Source organism: Brachybacterium rhamnosum (assembly GCF_039526185.1).
GTDB classification, from domain to species: Bacteria; Actinomycetota; Actinomycetes; order Actinomycetales; family Dermabacteraceae; genus Brachybacterium; species Brachybacterium rhamnosum.
On record NZ_BAAAIS010000001.1, the window covers coordinates 243358 to 263309 of the forward strand.

Sequence of the window (19952 nt, forward strand, 5' to 3'; positions counted from 1 at the left end):
ACGGTGGCTATTATCTCAGGTCCTGACCACTGGTCGTGCGCCGCGCCCGTCGGGAGCGCCGCGGGGGCCTCGGCGGGAGGGCGATCCCGCCCCCGAACCGGCCGGTCGCGATGCCCACGAAGGCCACCGCGACGCCGATCGCGACGAGCAGCAGCAGGATCACCATCGGGCTCGCGGCGGTCATCGGCCGGACTCCTCCTCGCGGCGGGAGGCCTCCCGCAGCACGGCGAGCGCCTCCTCCGCCGTGTCCACGACCCGCAACAGGTCGGGGTCGGTCGGGGCGATCATGCCGCGCTCCACGAGCGTCGTGGAGATCCAGTCGATGAGGCCCTGCCAGTAGGCGCGGCCCACGAGCACCACGGGGAACATCGAGATCTTGTGGGTCTGCATGAGACAGAGGGCCTCGAACAGCTCGTCGAGGGTGCCCAGCCCGCCGGGCATGACGACGAAGCCGCTCGAGTACTTCACGAACATCGTCTTGCGCGCGAAGAAGTAGCGGAAGTCGACGCCGAGGTCGACATAGGCGTTCATCCCCTGCTCGTGGGGCAGCTCGATGCCGAGCCCCACGCTCACCCCGCCGGCCTCGCGGGCGCCGCGGTTGCCGGCCTCCATGATCCCGGGCCCGCCGCCGGTGATCACGGCGTAGCCCATCTCCACGAGGCCGCGCGCGATCTCCTCGGTGCAGCGGTAGTCCGGGTGGTCCGGCGCGACGCGCGCGGAGCCGAAGATCGAGACCGCGGGGCCGAGCTCGGCGAGCGCGCCGAACCCCTCGACGAACTCGGACTGGATGCGCAGCACCCGCCAGGGGTCGCCGTGCACCCAATCGCCGGGGCCCGAGTCCTCGAGCAGTCGCTGGTCGGTGGTGCGGTCGGGACGCTGTCGTCCGCGCAGCGTGATGGGGCCCTTGCGGTGGGCGTTCTCGTCAGATGCGCTCATGGGCCGAGGGTAGCGGCTGGACCCTAGAGACCGGGGCGGGCGGGGTCCAGGATCGCGCCGGCGTCGAGCACGGGATCGAGCACGTGCTCCTCCCCCGCCGCCGTGGCCCGCAGCCGGATGCCGTCGATGTTCATCCGCGCCTGGCGCAGGTACTCGCCGTGGCGCTGCTGCCAGGCGAGGGTGGAGCCGTCGACGGTGAAGAAGTAGGAGAAGCCGTGGTCGCGCAGGCGCCGGTAGCGGACGTCGCCCTCCTCGTACTGCTCGGGGCCGGCGATGTCGGCGCCGAAGGGATAGATGAGCAGGTCGGTGTCCCCCACGAGGGTGCCCACCTCCTCGTCCCAGCGCTGCAGGTCCACGTCGACCTTCTCGAGCGGCTTCTCCCCCATGTCGATGTGGCCCCAGGTGTGGCTCGCGATCTCCCAGCCGGAGTCGGTGAGCGCGCCCGCGACCTCCGCGGCGGCGTCCCGCGCCGCGGAGAGCGCGTCGGGGTCCTCTCCGTACTCGCGGGGCGAGGAGCGGTAGCCGAGGATCCCGTTGTAGCCGGTGAGCGCGATGATGCCCTTGCGGCCGCGGTAGGAGAAGCCGGGGTTCGCCGCGAGGTAGTCGTCGAGCAGCGGGGCCATGTCGTAGGCGCCCTCGTGCTCGGTCCCGTCGGCGTCGACGTAGCGGCTGCGCACGGCGCCGTCGGCGTCGAGGTGGAGGTCCGCCGCGAAGCCGTCGCCGTCCATGTACTCGTAGTAGGAGACGTCGTCCTGCGAGAGCACGAGCGGGGTGCGCCCCTCGGGGAGCAGCAGCTCGCGCGGCCGCATGGTGCCGTCCTCGGCGGGCTCGGCGAGGTCGTGGGGGCTGATCAGGACGTAGCCGTCCTCGTGCATCCTCTCGATGACGGCGGTGAACTCGGGGATCGTGCACATGTAGTCGTCGTAGCCCTGCTCCTTGTCGTCGCCGTCGAAGGCGCGGGAGGGGTCCACGATCAGGCTGTGGAAGAAGAGGTGGCTGACGGGCTCGTCCTCGGGCCACGGGACGAGGGCGTCCTTCTCCTCGTGGCAGCGGGTGCGGAGGTCCTCGGCGTCCTTCCCGTCGACCCCGTCCACGGTGTCCAGGGCGGCGTCGTAGTCGAACTGGTCGGCCTGGCGGGTCGCGGTGGCGAGCTTCGCCGCGGGATCGGGGGCGGCGCCGCCCGCGGCGGGCGCCGCCGTGGAGTCCGAGGCCCCGCCGGCGTCGGACCCGGAGCCGGGGGCCGATCCGGAGCCGTCGGTGCAGCCGGCGAGCGCGGCCACCATCAGAGAGGTCGTCAGCGTGCGGCGGGTCAGCGCTCCCATGCCCGCCACGCTACGCGGTGGGCACCTCCGTGCCGAGGAATCGCGCGAGCCCGGCGAGGGCGTGTCGGAGGTCCGTGGTGGGCACGTGCTCGTCGTCGGTGTGGGCGAGCAGCGGGTCCCCGGGGCCGAAGTTCACGGCGGGGGTGCCGAGCGCCGAGAAGCGCGCGACGTCGGTCCAGCCCTGCTTCGCGGCCACGCTCGTCCCCTCCCCGATCGCGGCGAGGAAGTCGCGGGCGGCGGGGGTGTCCAGCCCCGGCAGCGCGCCGGCGGCGGCATCGGTCACCTCGATGGTGACGCCGAGTCCGGAGAGCACCTCGCGCACGTGGGCCTCCGCCTGCGCGACGCTCGTGTCCGGGGCGAAGCGGTAATTGAGGGTCGCGCTCGCGCGGTCGGGGATGACGTTCCCGGCGATGCCGCCGGAGATCGCGACGACGTTGAGGCACTCGCGGTACTCGAGGCCGTCGATCACGGCACGGCGGGCCTCGTAGTCCGCGAGCCGGACGAGCACGGGGGCGAGGTGGTGGATGGCGTTGTCGCCCACCCAGTCGCGGGCGGAGTGGGCGGCGACGCCGCGGGCGGTGACCTGGAGCTTCATCGTGCCCTTGCAGCCGCCCTCGACGCCCGCGGAGGTGGGCTCGCCGAGGATCGCGAAGTCCGCCTGCAGCAGCTCGGGGCGCTCGGCGGCGAGGCGGGTGAGGGAGTTGTCCGCCGCGGCGACCTCCTCGTGGTCGTAGAAGACCCAGGTGAGGTCGACGGGGGCGGCGTCGGCGCGCACGGCGAGGGCGAGCAGCACGGCGACCCCGCCCTTCATGTCGCAGCTGCCGCGGCCCACGAGCTCCTCGCGTCCGTCCCGCTCCCGTCGGTGGGAGGGGAGGTTGTCGGCGATCGGGACGGTGTCGAGGTGGCCGGCGAGCAGCACCCGGCGGTCGAGGCCCCGGTCGGTGCGGGCGATGACCGTGTCGCCGTCGCGGATCACCTCGAGGTGCGGGGCGTGCGTGCGCAGCGCCTGCTCGACGGCGTCGGCGAGGGCCCTCTCGTCGCCGGAGACGCTGGGGACGTCGACGATCGCGGCCGTGAGGTCGACGATGTCGGCGAAGGGGTCGAGGACGGGGGCGGGAGCGGCGGGGGTGACGGGCATGCCCGTCATCGTGCCACGAGCGGCTCCTCGAGCGCGCCGCCGTGCGCGGCGAGGCGCAGGGCGACCGCCTCGGCGTGCTGCAGCAGCTGCGGGGAGGTGCCGGGCTCGGCCGTGATCGCGGATCCCGGCTGCGCGGTGGAGACGGGGACCCCGGTGAGCAGGCGCCGCTCGTGGACGGTGCCGTCCACCGCGATCGGGCAGTACAGGCCGTCCACCTCGATCGAGCCGGTGAGCACGCGGGTGCCGCTGCCGCGCGAGGCCCAGGAGTCCTTGCGCACCTCGCCCCGCTCGCGCCAGGCGCCGAGCAGCGGGCTGCGGTAGGCGGGCAGGTCCACGGGCGGCAGGTGCGCCTCGAACACGCCGTCGCACAGCACGGGCGGGTTCTCGCCGCCGCGCACCGCGAAGCGCCCGGCCTCCTCGTCGATGTCGACGTGCATGCGCGGACCGAGGAAGCGTACGAGCCCGGCCTCCTCGAGGGCGACGAGCTGGCGCACGCGCAGCACGGGCGGGCCGGAGGCCCAGGAGGCGAAGGCGTTGCGCAGGTGCCCGTCGATGTCGCGGCGCAGGCTCTCGGTCGTATAGGCGCCGAGGTCGATGAGCCGGTTGACCTGCACCCGCATCGCGACGAGCACGCGGAAGACGAGCAGCCAGACGGGGTCGGGGCCGGCGGCCGCGGCGAGCGCCTCGCGGAGCGCCTCCCGGGTGCGTCGGTGCGCGTCGTCGGTGACCCCGCCGCGGCGGCCGAAGGGGAACAGCAGGTGGATGAGGGCCTCGTCGGTCGCGAGCTCGTCCTCCCCGATGCCCTGGAGGGCGCGGCGCAGCTCGGCGAGGATGAGCGGCATGACGTCCCGCTCGTGGTCCACGCCGGCGCTGCGGACGGCGAGCTCGAGGACACGCTCGGAGGTGAGCACCTGCGGGGTGTACGGCTCGGGCAGCGCGGGGCGGAGGTCGGGCTTGGGCCGGTAGACCATGCCGGAGCGGGAGCCGACGACGAGCAGCGGCTCGCCGCCTCCGCGCTCGTACCGGAGCCCCGCCGCGGAGTCCGGGTCGGGCACGAAGCGGCCGCCCGCGGTCTCGGTGAGCATGCCGATCATGTCGTAGAAGTTCAGGCCCATGCCGGCCACGGCGATCGCCTCGCGGCCCAGCAGCCGCCGGTAGTCCACCTCGAGCGGGTTCGCGGGGCCCACGTGCACGAGGCCGTGGCGGTCGGCGGCGTCGGCGTACTGCTGGGAGCGGGGGCCGAGCGCCGTGGAGAGGTGGCCGAGCGGGAGGGCGACGGCGTCGGCGGCGAGCACGCGACCGTCGTCGAGGCGCACCCGCTGGGGGCCGTCGGGCGCACCGGTCACGTCGACGACCTCCGCCGTGTGGCGCACGATCCGCAGCCGGGCGGGGTCGGCGTCGGCCTGGGCGGTGTCGAGCACGTGGGCGAGGTAGCGGCCGTGCGCGGCGCGGGAGGCGATGTCCGCGGGGGCGAGGCCCTCGCCGGCGAGGTGGTCGGCGAGCGTCTCGCTGCGCGTCACGGGCAGCCGCGGGTGGCAGGAAGGATCCGGGTACATCGTGGTCTGGCAGGTCGCGGTGTTCATCAGGAGCACCTCGGACTGGTCGTGGCGCCACACCGCCCCGCCGAGGCCCACGTACGGGTCGATGAGGTGGACGGTGAGGCGGCCCTGCCAGTCGGGCAGCGTCGAGGCGGCGACGAGGCGCTCGACGATCGCCGTGCCCCGGGGCCCGGCGCCGACGACGGCCACCGTCCGGAGAGGGGCGGGGGAATCGGAGCTCGCGGTCATCCGCCCAGTATCGCGCGGATCGGCGGATGGTCTGCGACGATGTGACGCATGAGCGGGACGGCGGGGTCGACGCATCCGACGGGGCCGACGGGATCGGCCCGGCACCTCCGGCACGCGGCCGGCGGGCCGGAGCTGGGCGCGGCGATGCGCCGGCAGACGGCGCGGCTGCGCGCGGAGGCGGCCTCGGACGCCCAGCCGCGGGACCGCGCGGCTGCGGACGCGACCGTGCTCGCCGCCTGGCTCTCCCCCGGGCAGCGCGAGCGGTACGCCCCGAGCCTGCGGGCCGTCGGCGACCTCGACGCGTTCGTGTCCCGGCTCGCCGAGGAGCGGCGGGTGGTGCTCGAGGAAGGCGCGGAGCCCGTCGGCGACGAGATCGGCTCGGCCGCGCAAGCGGAGGACGCCGCGCGGCAGACGGGCCTGCGGGTCCTCGAGGGTGTGGCCGTCACCGCCCTGCTGCTGCTCGTGGTGCTCGCGGCGGTGACGACCCTGCGGGGCCCGGCCCCGCCCGCGGAGCTCGCCGTGCGGGTCGGTCCGCTGCTCGCGGGCGCGGTCCTCGCGCTCGTGGTCGCGGCGGTCGCGGCCTCGCTCGCCGTGCACCGCCGCTCGAGGGCGATGCTCGACTGGGCGGTCGCCCGGCCCGGGCAGCTGGGTCGGGGCGTGCCCGTGCGCCACCCCCTGCAGCGCGCCTCCGCCCCGACGGAGCTCGCGATCTCGCTGGGACTCGGCGCGCTCCTGGTCGCCTCGGTACTCTCGGTGTTCGTGGGCGCCGCGCTGCTGCTCGTGGACCTGCTGCTGCGCAAGGGCCTGCTGGGCCTCGCGCCGACGCTCACCCTGCTCGTCGCGGGGGCGGTGGGCCTGGTCGTGGTGGTCGCCCTCGGCGCCCTCCGCTCCCGGCGCACCGAGCTGCTGCTGCGCCGGGGCCAGGCGATCGAGTGGCGGGCCGAGGGCTGGTTCGACGAGGATCCCGCCGCCCGGGAGCCGGGAGGGGACGAGGCGGTCTGAACGGACCCGCTCAGGCGGGCTCCGGTCGGCGGCCGACGCCCCGCACGAGCAGGATCACGAGCCCGATCACCGCCCACAGGCCGCCGACGATCAGCGCGATCACGGAGGCGCTCACGACCACGGCGAGCAGCACGAGCGCCCCGAGCACGGGGATCACGAGGTGGCGCAGCGGGTCCACTCCCCCGCCGCGGCGCCGCACCGCGAAGTAGCCGATCACCGAGACGTGGAGGACCACGAAGCCGGTGAGCGCGCCGACGTCGACAACGGAGACGACGTGGTCGAGGCCGTCGGCCCGGGTCGCCGCCCACAGGGCGACGGCGACGTTGCCGCCCGCGGCGACGAGCGTCCCCACGAGCGGCGCGCCGGTGCGCGGCGAGACCCGCGCGAGGCCCTTCGGGAGCGAGCCGGAGCGGCCCATGTCCATGAGCACGCGGGAGGCGGCGGCCTGCCCCACGAGGGCGGAGAACGCGGCGCCCACGGCCTTCGCGACGGCGAGCGCGCCGTGGAGCGTGGAGCCGAGCGCGGAGTCGACCATCGCGTAGTAGGCGTCGCCCTGCAGCTCGGGATGCGCCGCGAGCTCCTCGGCGCTCGTGGGGCTGAGCAGGGCGCCCACGTAGGTCTGCGCCATGAACAGCACGCCGATGATCACGAGGCACACGAGGGTCGCGCGGCCGATCGCCCGGGAGTCCCCGCGGGTCTCCTCCGCGAAGGTCGCGAGCGCGTCGAAGCCCAGGAAGGACAGCACCGCGATCGAGACGGCGCCGAGCACCGCGGCGACGGAGATCCCGGCCGCGCCGCCCGTGAACGGCTCGAGCCAGCCGCGCACGGGCCCGGTGGTGGCGAGCACCCCGGCCGCGGCGGCGAGGACGATGAGCAGCACGACCACCTCGACGATCACGACGGCCATCGAGACGCGGGCGGTGACCTTGACGCCGGAGAGGTTCAGCGCGGTCGTGAGGACGACGGCCGCGAGCACGAACACCCAGATCGGCACCGCGGGGATCAGCGAGTTCAGCGCGATCCCCGAGAAGAGATACGCGACGGAGGGGATGAGCAGGTAGTCCAGCAGCATCATCCAACCCGCCATGTGCCCCACGCGCGGGCCGATCCCCTCGCTCGCGTAGGCGAAGACGGATCCTGCCCGCGGCACGGCGCGGGACATGACGACGTAGCTCGAGGCGGTCAGCGCCATGGCGAGCGTCGCGACGAGGTAGACGATCGGGACGACGCCGCCGGAGTGGGCGTCGAGGGTCCCGAAGACCCCCACCGCCGCGGCGGGGCCGATGAAGACGAGGCCGTAGGCGACGAGCTGGCCGAAGCCGATCTCGCGGCGCAGGGCCGGCTGCCCGGCGGCAGGGACGGCGGGTGCGGGGGTGGAGTCTGCAGTCATGGTGCGGCCATTCTGCTCCTGCGACACCCGCACCGCCTCGTATCGGCGCAGGGGGCACGCGGGGCGTGGCCGGCATCCGGGTGCCCTGTCCCCGGCTCGACGGATCCGGACCGCGACGATCATCACCGCCCTGCAGACCTCACAGCCCGCGGGGGAGGTCGCTCCGTAGAATCACCGCCATGACTTCCACGACGACGCCCGAGCCCGCCACCCACGCCTGGGGCATCGGCCTCGCGACCCTCGCCGCCGACGGCTCCACCCTCGACACCTGGTACCCCGCCCCGCAGCTGGGCGAGGCGCCCGCCGATCCCACCGCGGAGCCGCTGCACGCGCAGCTCGCCGCGGCCGCCGCCGTGGACGGCGTGCGCGGCACGACCCAGGAGGTCGTGGTCCGCGCGATCGAGCTGGCCGCCGCGCCCGCGGACGCCTCCGACGCCTACCTGCGCCTCCACCTGCTCTCGCACCGGCTCGTCCAGCCCAACGCCCAGAACCTCGACGGTCTCTTCGGCGCGCTGACCAACGTCGTGTGGACCACCGAGGGCCCCTGCGCCGTCGCCGGCTTCGAGGAGACCCGCCTGCGCCTGCGCGCCGCGGGCCGCACCCCCACCGTGCTCAGCGTCGACAAGTTCCCGCGCATGGTCGACTACGTGCTCCCCTCGGGCGTGCGGATCGGCGACGCGGACCGCGTGCGCCTCGGCGCGCACCTCGCGGACGGCACCACCGTCATGCACGAGGGCTTCGTGAACTTCAACGCGGGCACCCTCGGCACCTCCATGGTCGAGGGCCGCATCTCCCAGGGCGTCATCGTCGAGGACGGCTCCGACGTGGGCGGCGGCGCCTCCACGATGGGCACCCTCTCCGGCGGCGGCACCGAACGCGTGCGCATCGGCAGGCGGTCGCTCGTGGGCGCGGAGGCCGGCGTGGGCATCGCGCTCGGAGACGACTGCGTCGTCGAGGCGGGCCTCTACATCACCGCCGGCACCAAGGTCACGCTCGTCGGCGAGAAGGACGCGGACGCCCCGCACGTGGTCAAGGCGCGCGAGCTCTCCGGCGTGAGCAACCTGCTCTTCCGCCGCAACTCCCTCACCGGCGCCGTCGAGGCCGTCGCCCGCGCCGGGCAGACGGTCTCCCTCAACGCCGCCCTGCACGCGAACTGACATGGCACGAGGCCGCTCCCCGCGCCGCTCGCCGTGGCGCGGCCTCGTGGTCCCGCTGGTGATGCTGCTGCTGTTCGGCGGCATCGCCGGCGGGTCCTACGTCGCGCTGCAGCGCTACGGCTCCCCCGCGCATGCGGGCAGCTGCGTCGCCACGGGCCTCGGCACGAGCCACCGCTACTCCACCGAGAGGGTCGCCAACGCGGCCCTGATCAGCGCTATCGCCGTGGACCGCGGCATGCCGCCGCGTGCCGCGTCGATCGCCCTCGCGACCGCCTACCAGGAGTCGCAGCTGCGGAACATCGAGCACGGCGACCGGGACTCGCTGGGGCTCTTCCAGCAGCGTCCCTCCCAGGGATGGGGCACCGAGGCGGAGATCCTCGACCCGATCCACTCCACGAACGCCTTCTACGACGCGCTCGAGAAGGTCGCGAACTACGAGAGCGGCGACATCAACGACGTCGCCCAGAAGGTGCAGCGCAGCGGGCACCCCGAGGCCTACCGCGACCACGAGACCGAGGGACGGATCTACGCCTCCGCCCTCACCGGCCGCTCCCAGGCGAACCTCGTGTGCACCCTCGACGCGGCGACCGGCACCGTCTCCCCGGACGGCGTGCGCTCCGAGCTCGCCCGCCAGTTCCCGCGGCTCACCGAGGCCGGCTCGCTCCGCACCACCCTCGAATCCGCATCCTCCGTGAGCGCAGGGACGCCCGACGGCGCGGGGGCGACCGCCCTCGTCGTCGACACCGGGGACGACGAGGCCCTCGGCTGGGCCGTCGCCAACTGGGCCGTGGCCCGCGCGGCGGAGGACTCCGTCGTCCAGGTCGAGCACGCCGGGCGGGTCTGGGACCGCTCCGCCCGCGGCGAGGACGCGACCACCTGGGGCTCCGCCGAGGACGCCGCCGACGGCCGCGTCGTCATCCTGGTCTCCGGAGGCTGAAGGAGCTACATGACAGGACCCGCAGGAGCCCCGTCGAGATCGACGTGCGGGTCATGGCCGACGGCGCCGTCGTCCTGCTGAGCCGTGACGCCGGAACCTCACGAACCGGCAACGCGAGAGGGGCCGGGGACGTGCGTCCCCGGCCCCTCTCGCATGGGCGCTCAGCGGGCGCGGTGCGATGCCGCCGCCCACCCGGCCTCAGTGGTCGAAGCGGCGCTCCTTGGCGAGCTTCTCCTGGTGCTCGCGGTGCTGCGCGGCGAGCTCCTCGTGGAGCTGCTCGAGGCGCAGCTCGGTGGTGCCGGTGCGGGCGGCCATGTCGACGTACTCGCGGCGCGGCTCACCGGTGTAGATCTGGCGCGGGCGGCCGATCTTCGTGTCCGGGTCGTGCACCATCTCCTGCCACTGGGCGATCCAGCCGGGCAGGCGGCCGATCGCGAAGAGCACGGTGAACATCTCGGTCGGGAAGCCGATCGCCTTGTAGATGATGCCCGTGTAGAAGTCGACGTTCGGGTAGAGCTTGCGCTCGATGAAGTAGTCGTCCTTGAGGGCGATCTCCTCGAGCTTCATGGCGAGCTCGAGACGCTCGTCCTGCACGCCGAGGCGCTCGAGGACGTCGTCCGCGATGGTCTTCACGAACTTCGCGCGCGGGTCGTAGTTCTTGTAGACGCGGTGACCGAAGCCCATGAGGCGGATGCCGTCCTCGCGCTTCTTCACCTTCTCCATGAACACCTTGGGGTCCATGCCCTCGGCGCTGATGGTGTCGAGCATCTCCATCACCGCGGCGTTCGCGCCGCCGTGGGCGGGGCCGGAGAGCGCGCCGATGCCCGCGGAGATCGAGGTGAACAGGTTCGCCTGCGCGGAGCCGACGAGGCGCACGGCCGAGGTCGAGCAGTTCTGCTCGTGGTCGGCGTGGAGGATCAGCAGCTGCTCCATCGCCCGCGCGATGACCGGGTCCGCGACGTACTCCTGGACCGGGAAGCCGAAGGTCAGGCGGAGGAAGTTCTCGATCAGCGAGAGCCGGTTGTCCGGGTAGAGCAGCGCGTGGCCCTGCGCGATGCGGTGCGCGTAGGCGGCCATGGTCGGCACCTTCGCGAGCAGCCGCACCGAGGACAGGCGCACCTGCTCCTCGTCGAACGGGTCCAGCGAGTCCTGGTAGAAGGTGGACAGCGCGGAGACGCCGGCCTGCAGCACGGCCATCGGGTGCGCGTCACGCGGGTACGCCTCGAACATGCGCTTGAAGCGCTCGTCGAGCATGGAGCGGTGCTCCACCTGCGTGGTCCAGTTCTCCAGCTGTCCCTGCGTGGGCAGCTCGCCGTTGATGAGCAGGTAGGCGACCTCGAGGAAGGTCGACTTCTCCGCGAGCTGCTCGATCGGGTAGCCGCGGTAGCGCAGCACGCCCTCGTCGCCGTCGATGTAGGTGATCGCCGAGGTGGTGTTGGCGGTGTTCATGAAGCCGGGGTCGAAGGTGACCGCCCCCGTCTCCTTGCGCAGCGGACCGATCGCGATGCCCGGGTTCCCCTCGACGGCGTCGACGACGGGGAGGTCGAGGGTGTGGTCGCCGTAGGCGAGGCGTGAGGTCGGCGTCGCGTGATCCATGGGCTCTCCGTTGTGCGTTGTCGGATCCTTCAGGGGCGCTCGAGGTGCTCGAGGCGCCCGGCGGCGGCGGCGATCCGCTCGTCCGTCGCGGTGAGCGCGACGCGCACGGTGGAGCCGCCCCCCTCACCATAGAACATCCCCGGAGCGACCAGCACACCGGCACCTGCCAGTCGCTCGACCGTGACCATCGCGTCCTCCCCGAAGGAGGTCCACAGGTAGAGCCCGGCCTGGGAGCCGCTGATCTCGCCGCCCGCGGCGCGCAGGGCCGGGGCGAGGATCGCGCGGCGTGCGCGGTAGATCTCACGCTGGGCCGCCACCGCGTCGTCGTCGCCGAGCGCCGTGGCCATCGCCGCCTGCACGGGCCCGGGGATCATCATCCCGGCCTGCTTGCGGATCGCCAGCAGCTCCCCCACGAGGGCGGGGTCGCCGGCGACGAAGGCCGCGCGGTAGCCGGCGAGGTTGGACTGCTTGGACAGCGAGTAGACGCACAGCACGCCGTCGAGCGAGCCGCCGTTGACCCGCGGGTCCAGCACGGAGGGGACCTCGTCGACGGTCCACGGCAGCAGGGCGTAGCACTCGTCGGAGGCGACAACGATCCCCCGCTCCCGGGCCCAGGTGACGAGCGCGGCCATCTGCGGGACCGTCAGCACGTCGCCCGTGGGGTTCGAGGGCGAGTTCAGCCACAGCAGCCGGATCCGCGACACGGCGGCCGGGTCCGGCAGCGCGGCGTCGCCGTGCTCGGCGAGGGTGACGAGGTCCAGCGGCAGGGACTGCGCTCCCACGAACCGGGCGCCCATGTCATAGGTGGGGTAGGCGATCGCGGGGAAGGCGACGATCTCCTCCGGCCCGATGCCCAGCTGGAAGGGCAGGTGCGCGACGAGCTCCTTGGAGCCGACGGTGGGCAGCACGCCGTCCACGTCGATCGTCCCGGGGGCGCCGCGGTGCCGGCGGACGAAGTCCACGAGCGCCGCGCGCAGCGCGGGGGTGCCGACGGTCGTCGGGTAGCCGTGGCTGTCCGCGGCGGCGGCGAGCGCCTGCTGCACGGAGGCGGGGGTCGGGTCCACGGGCGTGCCCACCGAGAGGTCGACGAGGCCGTCCTCGTGGGCGGCGGCGCGCTCCTTGGCCCCGGCGATCGCGTCCCACGGGAAGGCGGGGAGGCGGGCGGCGAGGGGGCGACGCGGGGAGTGCATCAGTCGTCGGCGCCGGACTGCGGCGGGAGCGCCTCGATGATCGCGTGGTCCTTGTCGATCACGCCCATCTTGGCGGCGCCGCCGGGGGCGCCGAGCTCGTCGAAGAACTCGACGTTGGCCTTGTAGAACTCCGCCCACTGGTCGGGGAGGTCGTCCTCGTAGTAGATCGCCTCGACGGGGCACACGGGCTCGCAGGCGCCGCAGTCCACGCATTCGTCGGGCTGGATGTACAGCGAGCGGGACCCCTCGTAGATGCAGTCCACGGGGCACTCGTCCACGCAGGCACGGTCCTTGACGTCGACGCAGGGCAGGGCGATGACGTACGTCATGAGGGCGGCTTCCTTCCACGGGGTGACCGCACCATCATCGCACCGACGGGGCGGGCGGCGGAGCCCCGACCGCCGGATGCCGCGCAGACGTGATCCGTCGAACACCGCGGCCGCCGAGCGGCGGGCGCTATGTTCGGGGGATGACCAGCGAGACCCGCCCCGGATGGGCACCGTTCCTCGAGGTGGGACGGCGTGTCACACTTCGCCACGCGATCGATCCGGCGACCGCTCCCTGCGGCGAGCGGATGAGCGACGCGCTCGGCACGATCACCGCGACGGACGAGCGCGCGGTGACCGTCATGACCCGGCGCGGCGAGATGCGGGTACCGCGCCCCCTGGTCATCGCCGCGAAGGAGGTCCCGCCTCCGCCGGAGCGCCGTGACGGGAGCTCCGGGCGCTGAGCACGTAGCCGGCCCCGCTCACCACGTGCACCGCGACGCCGACCCACAGCAGCACCTGCACGGCGCCCACGAGACCCGGGGCCCAGGCGGCGGCCGCGGCCAGCAGGAACACGGAGGTCATGAGCAGCGCCGTGCGGATCTTCCCGAGCCAGGAGACGCGGATCCGGCCTCCGAGCGCGGCGCCCGAGGCGAGCGCGGTGACGGCGAGGTCGACGAGCAGGATCACGACGAGCGCCGCCCACGGGAGCAGCCCGGCGAGGGCGAGGGTCAGCACGATCGCGACCAGCCCAATCCGGTCCGCGATCGGGTCGATGATCTCCCCCACCCGACTGGTCTGCCCGAGCGTGCGGGCGAGCAGGCCGTCGACCCAGTCGGTGCTCGCCCACACCAGCAGCAGGACCACGGCGAGGGTGTCCGGGCCGCGCGCGAGCAGCACGCACACGGGGGCGAGCAGGACGAGCCGCAGCAGGGTCACGGCGTTGGGCAGCGTGGCCCAGTCGCGATCCGCCGCGTCCGTGCTCACGACCGCTGCCCCTCCTCCGCGCGGGCACGCGCCTCCCGGGCACGGGTGCGCGCCTGCTCGAGGCGACGCACCGCGGGGAGGCTCAGCAGACCCGCCGCGAGGAACGGGATCCCCATGCCGAGGCCCTGCACGATCCAGCCGGAGTACTGCGCCTGGTCACCGATCACCCCGGGCAGGAGCACTCCCCCGCCGGCCCCGTTGCCGAGGAACGGCGTGGCGAGGATGCCCCACAGCGCCCCGGAGACCGCGAGCGGCAGCCGGGACCCGGTGACCGCCCAGAGGAACGCGCAGGTCATCACCTGGTAGACCGTGCACAGCAGCAGGCCGGCCGGGATCGTGATCCCGAGCAGGTCCAGCGTCAGGCGGTGCACGGTGACCAGGACGAGCACCGACAGCACCGTGGGCAGCACGGCGAAGGCCGCGTGCCCGACGGTGCGCCGGATGTTCACTTCTTCGCGCGCGAACGGGAGCGGGCCCGCTCCCCGGCGTTGAGGATCACCTTGCGGATCCGCACGATCTCCGGGGTGACCTCGACACACTCGTCCTCGCCCGTGAACTCGAGGGACTCCTCGAGCGTGAGCTTGCGCGGCGGCACGAGGTTCTCGAAGGAGTCGGCGCTGGCGGCGCGCATGTTCGTCAGCTTCTTCTCCTTCGTGATGTTGACGTCCATGTCCTCGTTGCGGGAGTTCTCGCCGACGACCTGGCCCTCGTAGACCTCGCTCGTGGGCTCCACGAAGAAGGAGCCGCGCTCCTGGAGGTTGATCATCGCGTAGGGGGTCACGACGCCCGGGCGGTCCGCGACGAGCGAGCCGGTGGCCCGGAACTCGATCGCGCCCATCCACGGCTCGTAGCCGTCCGCGTAGGAGGAGGCGATGCCGTTGCCGCGGGTCTCCGTCATGAAGCGGGTGCGGAAGCCGATGAGGCCGCGCGAGGGCACCACGAACTCCATGCGCACCCAGCCGGAGCCATGGTTGCTCATGGTCTCCATGCGGCCCTTGCGGCTCGCCATGAGCTGCGTGACGGTGCCGAGGAACTCGTCGGGGACGTCGATCGTCATCCGCTCGACGGGCTCGTGGGTCTTGCCGTCGATCTCACGGGTCAGCACGGTCGGCTTGCCGACGGTGAGCTCGAAGCCTTCACGGCGCATCTGCTCGACGAGGATCGCGAGCGCGAGCTCGCCGCGGCCCTGGACCTCCCAGGAGTCCGGGCGGTCCGTGGGGACCACGCGCAGGGACACGTTGCCCACGAGCTCCTGGTCCAGGCGGTCCTTCACCTGGCGGGCGGTGAGCTTGTGGCCCTTGCCGTTCTTGCCGGCGAGCGGGGAGGTGTTGATGCCGATGGTCATGGAGATCGCCGGCTCGTCGACCGTGATCAGCGGCAGGGGCTGCGGGTCCTCGACGTCGGCGAGGGTCTCGCCGATCATGATCTCGGGGATGCCGGCGACGGCGACGATGTCACCGGGGCGGGCGGTGCGGGTCATCTGCTCACGGGCGAGGCCCTTGGTCTCGAGCAGCTCGGTGATCTTCACGGTCTTGGTGGTCCCGTGCTGGGTGCACCAGGCGACCTGCTGGCCCTTGGTGAGCTCGCCGTTCTTCACGCGCAGCAGCGCGAGGCGTCCCAGGAACGGAGAGGCGTCGAGGTTGGTGACGTGGGCCTGCAGCGGCATCTCGTCGTCGTAGCTCGGGGCGGGGATCGACTCGAGGATCGTCTTGAACAGCGGCTCGACGTTCTCGGAGTCGGGCAGCTCGCCGTCGGCAGGCTTCGTGAGGCTCGCGCGGCCGGCCTTGCCGGAGGCGTAGACGACGGGCACGTCCAGGAGCGCGTCCAGGTCGAGGTCGGGGACCTCGTCGGAGAGGTCCTCGGCGAGGCCGAGGAGGAGGTCGGTGGCCTCGCCGACGACCTCGTCGATGCGGGCGTCGGGGCGGTCCACCTTGTTGACCACGAGGATCACGGGGAGCTTCGCGGCGAGCGCCTTGCGGAGCACGAAGCGGGTCTGCGGGAGCGGGCCCTCGGAGGCGTCGACGAGGAGCACGACGCCGTCCACCATCGACAGGCCGCGCTCGACCTCGCCGCCGAAGTCGGCGTGGCCGGGGGTGTCGATGACGTTGATGATGATGCCCTCGGGCTCACCGATCGCCTCGGCCGAGGGGCCGGTGTAGCGGATGGCGGTGTTCTTCGCGAGGATCGTGATGCCCTTCTCGCGCTCGAGCTCGCCGGAGTCCATCGCCCGCTCGTCGTGCTTGTCGTGGTCGCCGAAGGCGCCGCCCTGGGTGAGCATGGCGTCGACCAGGGTGGTCTTGCCGTGGTCGACGTGGGCGACGATGGCGACGTTTCGCAGGTCGTTGCGGTGCTGGAGGGTCATGCGCGGGAGCTCGTCTCTGACGGAGGTGCGGGGCACGGTCCAGCTGCTCACGTCGCGGGTCCCCCGCACGACATGCTCCTGGGCCGGACCGATTCTAACGGTCCGGCCCAGGATTCCTCAGGAGTCAGGGATGAGAGCTTCGACGCCCTCTGCGCTCACGGCTCAGACGTGACCGGCCTGGGAGAAGGGATCGATGATGTCCTCCGGGCCCTCGCCGTGCTCCGTGACGGTCTCGTCGGCCGGCCCGGCGGGCGCCTCGACGTCGATCGTCTCCGCGCCCGCGAGCGGGATGGAGCCGCCGGGGATCGCGGCGAGCAGGCGCCGGGTGTAGTCCTGCTGCGGGGAGTGGAAGACCTCGTCGGTCGAGCCCTGCTCCACGAGCTTCCCCTTCTCCATGACCAGGGTGCGGTCCGCGATCTGGCGGACCACGGCGAGGTCGTGGGTGATGAAGAGGTAGGACAGCCCGAGCTCGGCCTGGAGATCGTTGAGCAGGTGCAGCACCTGGTCCTGGACCAGCACGTCGAGGGCGGAGACCGCCTCGTCGCACACGACGACCTCGGGGTCCAGCGCGAGGGCGCGGGCGATCGCCACGCGCTGGCGCTGGCCGCCGGAGAGCTCGTTGGGGAAGCGGCGCATCATCGCCGCCGGCAGCGCGACCTTGTCGAGCAGGTCGCGGACCTTCGCCTCGCGGCTCTTCGCGTCGCCGATGCCGTGCAGGCGCATCGGCTCCTCGATCGTGCTGAAGATCGAGTACATCGGGTCGAGCGTCCCGTAGGGGTTCTGGAAGATCGGCTGCACGCGGCGGCGCAGCGTCTTCAGCGCGGACCCCTTGTAGGTGGTGACGTCCTTGCCCTCGAAGAGCACCCGGCCCGAGGTGGGCTGGAGGAGCTTCAGCACCATCTGCGCGACGGTCGACTTGCCCGAGCCGGACTCGCCGACGATCGCGGTGGTGGTGCCGCGCTCGAGGGAGAAGGAGATGTCGTCCACGGCGGTGAACGGCGTGGTGCGCCACGGGACGCTGCCGCGGATCGGGAACACCTTGGTCAGGTTGCGGGCCTCGATGATCGGACCGCGCGCCTGCTCCGAGGACTGACCGACGGCGTGCTCCTGCGCCTGCTCACGCACCTCATCGCGCTCGGTCGCGGAGACCAAGCGCCGCGAGGCGAGGCTCGGCGCGGCCGCGATGAGGCGCTTGGTGTAAGGGTGCTGCGGGGACTGCAGGATCTCGAGCGCGGGACCGGACTCGACGACCTGCCCCTTGTACATCACCACGAGGTGCTGGGCGCGCTCGGCGGCGAGCCCCAGGTCGTGGGTGATCAGCAGCACCGCGACGCCCAGCTCGCCCGTGAGGGTGTCGAGGTGGTCGAGGATCTGCTGCTGCACCGTGACGTCGAGCGCGGAGGTCGGCTCGTCGGCGATGAGCAGCTTGGGGCGGGCGGCGAGACCCATGGCGATGAGCGCTCGCTGCTTCATGCCGCCGGAGTACTCGTGGGGGTACTGGCCGGCGCGGCGCTTCGCGTCCGGCAGGCCCGCCTCCTCGAGCAGCTCCACGGCGCGCTGCTTCGCGGCGGCGCCCTTGGCGATGCCGTTCGCGGCGAGTGCCTCGGTGATCTGCGACCCCACCTTCCACATGGGGTTGAGGTTGCTCATCGGGTCCTGCGGGACCAGGCCCAGCTGGTCGCCGCGCAGGGCCCGGATCTGCTTCTCCGAGACATGCGTGATGTCGCGACCCTCGAAGAGGACCTGGCCGCGGGTGATGCTCCCGTTCTTGGGCAGCAGGTGCGCGATGCTCATCGCGGTCGTCGACTTGCCGGAGCCGGACTCGCCGACGATCGCGACGGTCTCCCCGGGGTACACCTCGAGATTCGCGGTGCGCACACCTCGGACCGGCCCGGTCGAGGTCGTGAACGTGATCTCGAGATCCCTGATCTCGAGCAGGGGCTGCTTCGTGGCGCTGTCAGGTGCGGCGCTCATCGCTTCCTCGCCTTCGGGTCCAGGGCGTCGCGGACGGCGTCACCGAGCATGATGAAGCTCAGCACGGTGGTCGCGAGCGCCACAGAGGGGTAGAACAGCATCATCGGCTGGTTGCGCAGGGCATCCCTCGCACGGGAGATGTCGCCGCCCCAGGAGACGGCCGACGTGGGGAGCCCGACCCCCAGGAACGACAGGGTCGCCTCCGCGACGATGAAGACGCCGAGGTTGACCGTGGCCGTGACGATCACGGGGGCGATCGCGTTGGGGATCACGTGCTTCAGGAGGTTCGTGAGGCTCCCGGCGCCGAGCGCCGTCGACGCGGTGACGAAGTCCTGGCTCTTCGTCGAGATCACCGCGCCGCGCATGATGCGGGCGACGTTGGTCCAGCCGAAGATGCTCAGGACCATGATGACGGTCCACATGTTCATCTCGCCGAGTCGGGTCGCGATGACGATCGCCCCGAGGATCATCGGGACGGCGAAGAAGATGTCCGTGATGCGGGAGACGATCTCGTCGATCCAGCCGCCGACGTAGCCGGCGAGGGCTCCGATCGCGCCACCGAGGATCGTCGAGCAGATCATCGTGAAGAAGCCGATGATCACCGAGGTGCGGGTTCCCCACACCGTGCGGGCCAGCGTGTCGTAGCCCTGCCTCGTCGTGCCGAAGGGGTGCTCCGCGCTCGCAGGCTTGTTGGCCGAGGAGAGGTTGCCGTACGTGGGGTCCTGACTCGTGAACACGCCGGGGAACGCGGCGACGAAGAGCACGAGCAGGATCAGCAGCGCGGAGATGATGAACACCGGGTTGCGCACCAGATTGTGCACGGCCTCGGCCCAGAGCGAGCGAGGCGTCGATGAGGTGTCCGCAGCATCGACCTCCTGCAGCGGGGTCTCGTCGAGCGGGGCGACCCAGTGCTGGGCCTTCGGGCGCTGAGGGGCGCGGTTATCACTTCGCATAGCGGATCCTCGGGTCGAGCACGGCGTAGAGCAGGTCCACGATGAGGTTGGACAGCAGGAAGATGATCACGAGCAGGGTCACGAGGGACACGATCATCGGGGCTTCGCCGGCATTGATGGAGCGGAACAGCAGGGTCCCGACTCCGGGGATGTTGAAGATGCTCTCGGTGACGATCGCACCGCCCATCAGCGCGCCCAGGTCCGCACCGATGAAGGTGACCACGGGGATCAGGGAGTTGCGCAGGATGTGCTTGGTGACGACTCCGCCCCGGGAGAGGCCCTTGGCCGTCGCCGTCCGCACGTGATCCGCTCCGACCGTCTCTGCGATCGAGGTGCGCGTCAGCCGGAGGACGTAGGCGAAGGAGACCGCTCCGAGCACGAACCCGGGGACGAGCAGGTTCTGCCAGCTGGGGTCGCGACCCACGTTGATCGGGGCGATGCCGAGCTTCACACCGAGGATGAACTGGGCGACGAAGCCGAGCACGAAGGTCGGGACGGCGATCACGAGCAGCGAGAGGATGAGGAGCGTCGTGTCGATGAGCTTGCCCTTGCGCAGGCCGGAGATCACTCCGGCGATGACGCCGAACACCGTCTCGACGATCACGGCGATGATCGCGAGACGGATCGTCACCGGGAATGCGGCGGCGATCTGATCGGCGATCGGCCGGCCGTTGAAGCCCACGCCGAAGTCCAGCCGCACCACGTTGCCGAGGTAGATGAGCCACTGGATGATGACGGGCTTGTCCAGGTTGTACTGGGCGCGCAGCTGCTGCTCGACGGCCGGGGAGATCGGCTTGTCCCCCGCGAGGGTGAGGATCGGATCGCCGGAGGCGGCGAACGCGAGCAGGTAGACGATGAGCGTGGCGCCGAGGAAGACGGGGATCATCTGCAGCAGTCGCCGCACGATGTACCAGATCACGTCGTTCTCTTTCGAAGTCGGGCGGGGCGCGAGGAC

The 19952-nt window shown here is 72.3% G+C and carries 19 protein-coding genes; 4 read left to right on the forward strand and 15 right to left on the reverse strand.

What is annotated here, in order from left to right; all coding sequences use genetic code 11:
• Positions 1-10: 10 nt before the first annotated feature.
• The 5 genes from ABD080_RS01145 to ABD080_RS01165 are packed head-to-tail and all read right to left on the reverse strand — an operon-like array spanning position 11 to position 5183.
• Positions 11-184: a hypothetical protein gene (locus tag ABD080_RS01145; RefSeq protein WP_168198113.1), complete on the reverse strand. Its 174-nt coding sequence runs from the start codon at positions 182-184 to the stop codon at positions 11-13.
• Positions 181-936, reverse strand: coding sequence for an LOG family protein (locus tag ABD080_RS01150; RefSeq protein ID WP_137771189.1), 756 nt, complete (start codon positions 934-936; stop codon positions 181-183). Before ABD080_RS01150 ends, ABD080_RS01145 begins: the two co-directional genes overlap by 4 nt.
• A 23-nt stretch (positions 937-959) precedes the next feature.
• Complete coding sequence (locus tag ABD080_RS01155; RefSeq protein WP_343903362.1) at positions 960-2258, reverse strand: polysaccharide deacetylase family protein; 1299 nt, start codon at positions 2256-2258, stop codon at positions 960-962.
• A gap of 10 nt (positions 2259-2268) precedes the next feature.
• Positions 2269-3405 (reverse strand): succinyl-diaminopimelate desuccinylase, encoded by a 1137-nt coding sequence (dapE, locus tag ABD080_RS01160; RefSeq protein ID WP_343903363.1) that lies wholly within the window; start codon positions 3403-3405, stop codon positions 2269-2271.
• The gene (locus ABD080_RS01165) at positions 3402-5183 is read right to left on the reverse strand and encodes an FAD/NAD(P)-binding protein (RefSeq protein ID WP_137771192.1); all 1782 of its coding nucleotides are present in this window, start codon (positions 5181-5183) and stop codon (positions 3402-3404) included. Before ABD080_RS01165 ends, dapE begins: the two co-directional genes overlap by 4 nt.
• A 48-nt stretch (positions 5184-5231) precedes the next feature.
• Here ABD080_RS01165 and ABD080_RS01170 point away from each other — a divergent pair, with 48 nt between their 5' ends.
• Positions 5232-6185 carry a hypothetical protein gene (locus ABD080_RS01170; RefSeq protein WP_343903364.1) on the forward strand — a complete coding sequence of 318 codons (954 nt, stop codon included), beginning with the start codon at positions 5232-5234 and terminating at the stop codon, positions 6183-6185.
• Positions 6186-6195: 10 nt separating this feature from the next.
• Here ABD080_RS01170 and ABD080_RS01175 read toward each other — a convergent pair whose 3' ends face one another.
• On the reverse strand, positions 6196-7575 hold the full coding sequence (locus ABD080_RS01175) for an APC family permease (RefSeq protein ID WP_343903365.1): 1380 nt from the start codon (positions 7573-7575) through the stop codon (positions 6196-6198).
• Between the two features lie 179 nt (positions 7576-7754).
• Between ABD080_RS01175 and dapD the strand changes: the two genes are divergently transcribed.
• Both dapD and ABD080_RS01185 read left to right on the forward strand, forming a co-directional pair.
• Positions 7755-8732, forward strand: a complete 978-nt coding sequence (gene dapD, locus ABD080_RS01180; protein WP_137771195.1) for a 2,3,4,5-tetrahydropyridine-2,6-dicarboxylate N-succinyltransferase — start codon at positions 7755-7757, stop codon at positions 8730-8732.
• Position 8733: 1 nt separating this feature from the next.
• Entirely contained in the window at positions 8734-9669 is a 936-nt protein-coding gene (locus tag ABD080_RS01185) for a hypothetical protein (RefSeq protein WP_343903366.1), read from the forward strand.
• Positions 9670-9867: 198 nt separating this feature from the next.
• Here the strand turns inward: ABD080_RS01185 and ABD080_RS01190 are convergent, their stop codons facing one another.
• From ABD080_RS01190 to fdxA, 3 genes are read right to left on the reverse strand one after another with little or no spacing between them, the layout of a single operon-like run.
• Complete coding sequence (locus ABD080_RS01190; RefSeq protein ID WP_137771197.1) at positions 9868-11265, reverse strand: citrate synthase; 1398 nt, start codon at positions 11263-11265, stop codon at positions 9868-9870.
• Between the two features lie 29 nt (positions 11266-11294).
• Complete coding sequence (gene dapC / locus ABD080_RS01195; protein ID WP_137771198.1) at positions 11295-12455, reverse strand: succinyldiaminopimelate transaminase; 1161 nt, start codon at positions 12453-12455, stop codon at positions 11295-11297.
• Positions 12455-12784 (reverse strand): ferredoxin, encoded by a 330-nt coding sequence (gene fdxA / locus ABD080_RS01200; protein ID WP_343903367.1) that lies wholly within the window; start codon positions 12782-12784, stop codon positions 12455-12457. Before fdxA ends, dapC begins: the two co-directional genes overlap by 1 nt.
• Before the next feature lie 140 nt (positions 12785-12924).
• Between fdxA and ABD080_RS01205 the strand changes: the two genes are divergently transcribed.
• Positions 12925-13185, forward strand: coding sequence for an acetyltransferase (locus tag ABD080_RS01205; protein WP_137771200.1), 261 nt, complete (start codon positions 12925-12927; stop codon positions 13183-13185).
• Here the strand turns inward: ABD080_RS01205 and ABD080_RS01210 are convergent.
• From ABD080_RS01210 to ABD080_RS01235, 6 genes are all read right to left on the reverse strand, one after another.
• Positions 13124-13708 (reverse strand): CDP-alcohol phosphatidyltransferase family protein, encoded by a 585-nt coding sequence (locus ABD080_RS01210; protein ID WP_137771201.1) that lies wholly within the window; start codon positions 13706-13708, stop codon positions 13124-13126. The genes ABD080_RS01205 and ABD080_RS01210 overlap by 62 nt on opposite strands.
• The gene (locus ABD080_RS01215; protein ID WP_205750647.1) at positions 13705-14157 is read right to left on the reverse strand and encodes a hypothetical protein; all 453 of its coding nucleotides are present in this window, start codon (positions 14155-14157) and stop codon (positions 13705-13707) included. Before ABD080_RS01215 ends, ABD080_RS01210 begins: the two co-directional genes overlap by 4 nt.
• Positions 14154-16070 (reverse strand): translational GTPase TypA, encoded by a 1917-nt coding sequence (gene typA, locus ABD080_RS01220; protein ID WP_259360349.1) that lies wholly within the window; start codon positions 16068-16070, stop codon positions 14154-14156. The genes ABD080_RS01215 and typA overlap by 4 nt, the downstream gene beginning before the upstream one ends.
• Before the next feature lie 162 nt (positions 16071-16232).
• Complete coding sequence (locus ABD080_RS01225) at positions 16233-18044, reverse strand: dipeptide ABC transporter ATP-binding protein (RefSeq protein WP_343903368.1); 1812 nt, start codon at positions 18042-18044, stop codon at positions 16233-16235.
• Positions 18041-18997, reverse strand: a complete 957-nt coding sequence (locus ABD080_RS01230; RefSeq protein WP_259360351.1) for an ABC transporter permease — start codon at positions 18995-18997, stop codon at positions 18041-18043. The genes ABD080_RS01225 and ABD080_RS01230 overlap by 4 nt, the downstream gene beginning before the upstream one ends.
• Entirely contained in the window at positions 18987-19916 is a 930-nt protein-coding gene (locus ABD080_RS01235; protein WP_137771204.1) for an ABC transporter permease, read from the reverse strand. The genes ABD080_RS01230 and ABD080_RS01235 overlap by 11 nt, the downstream gene beginning before the upstream one ends.
• Positions 19917-19952 lie beyond the last annotated feature (36 nt).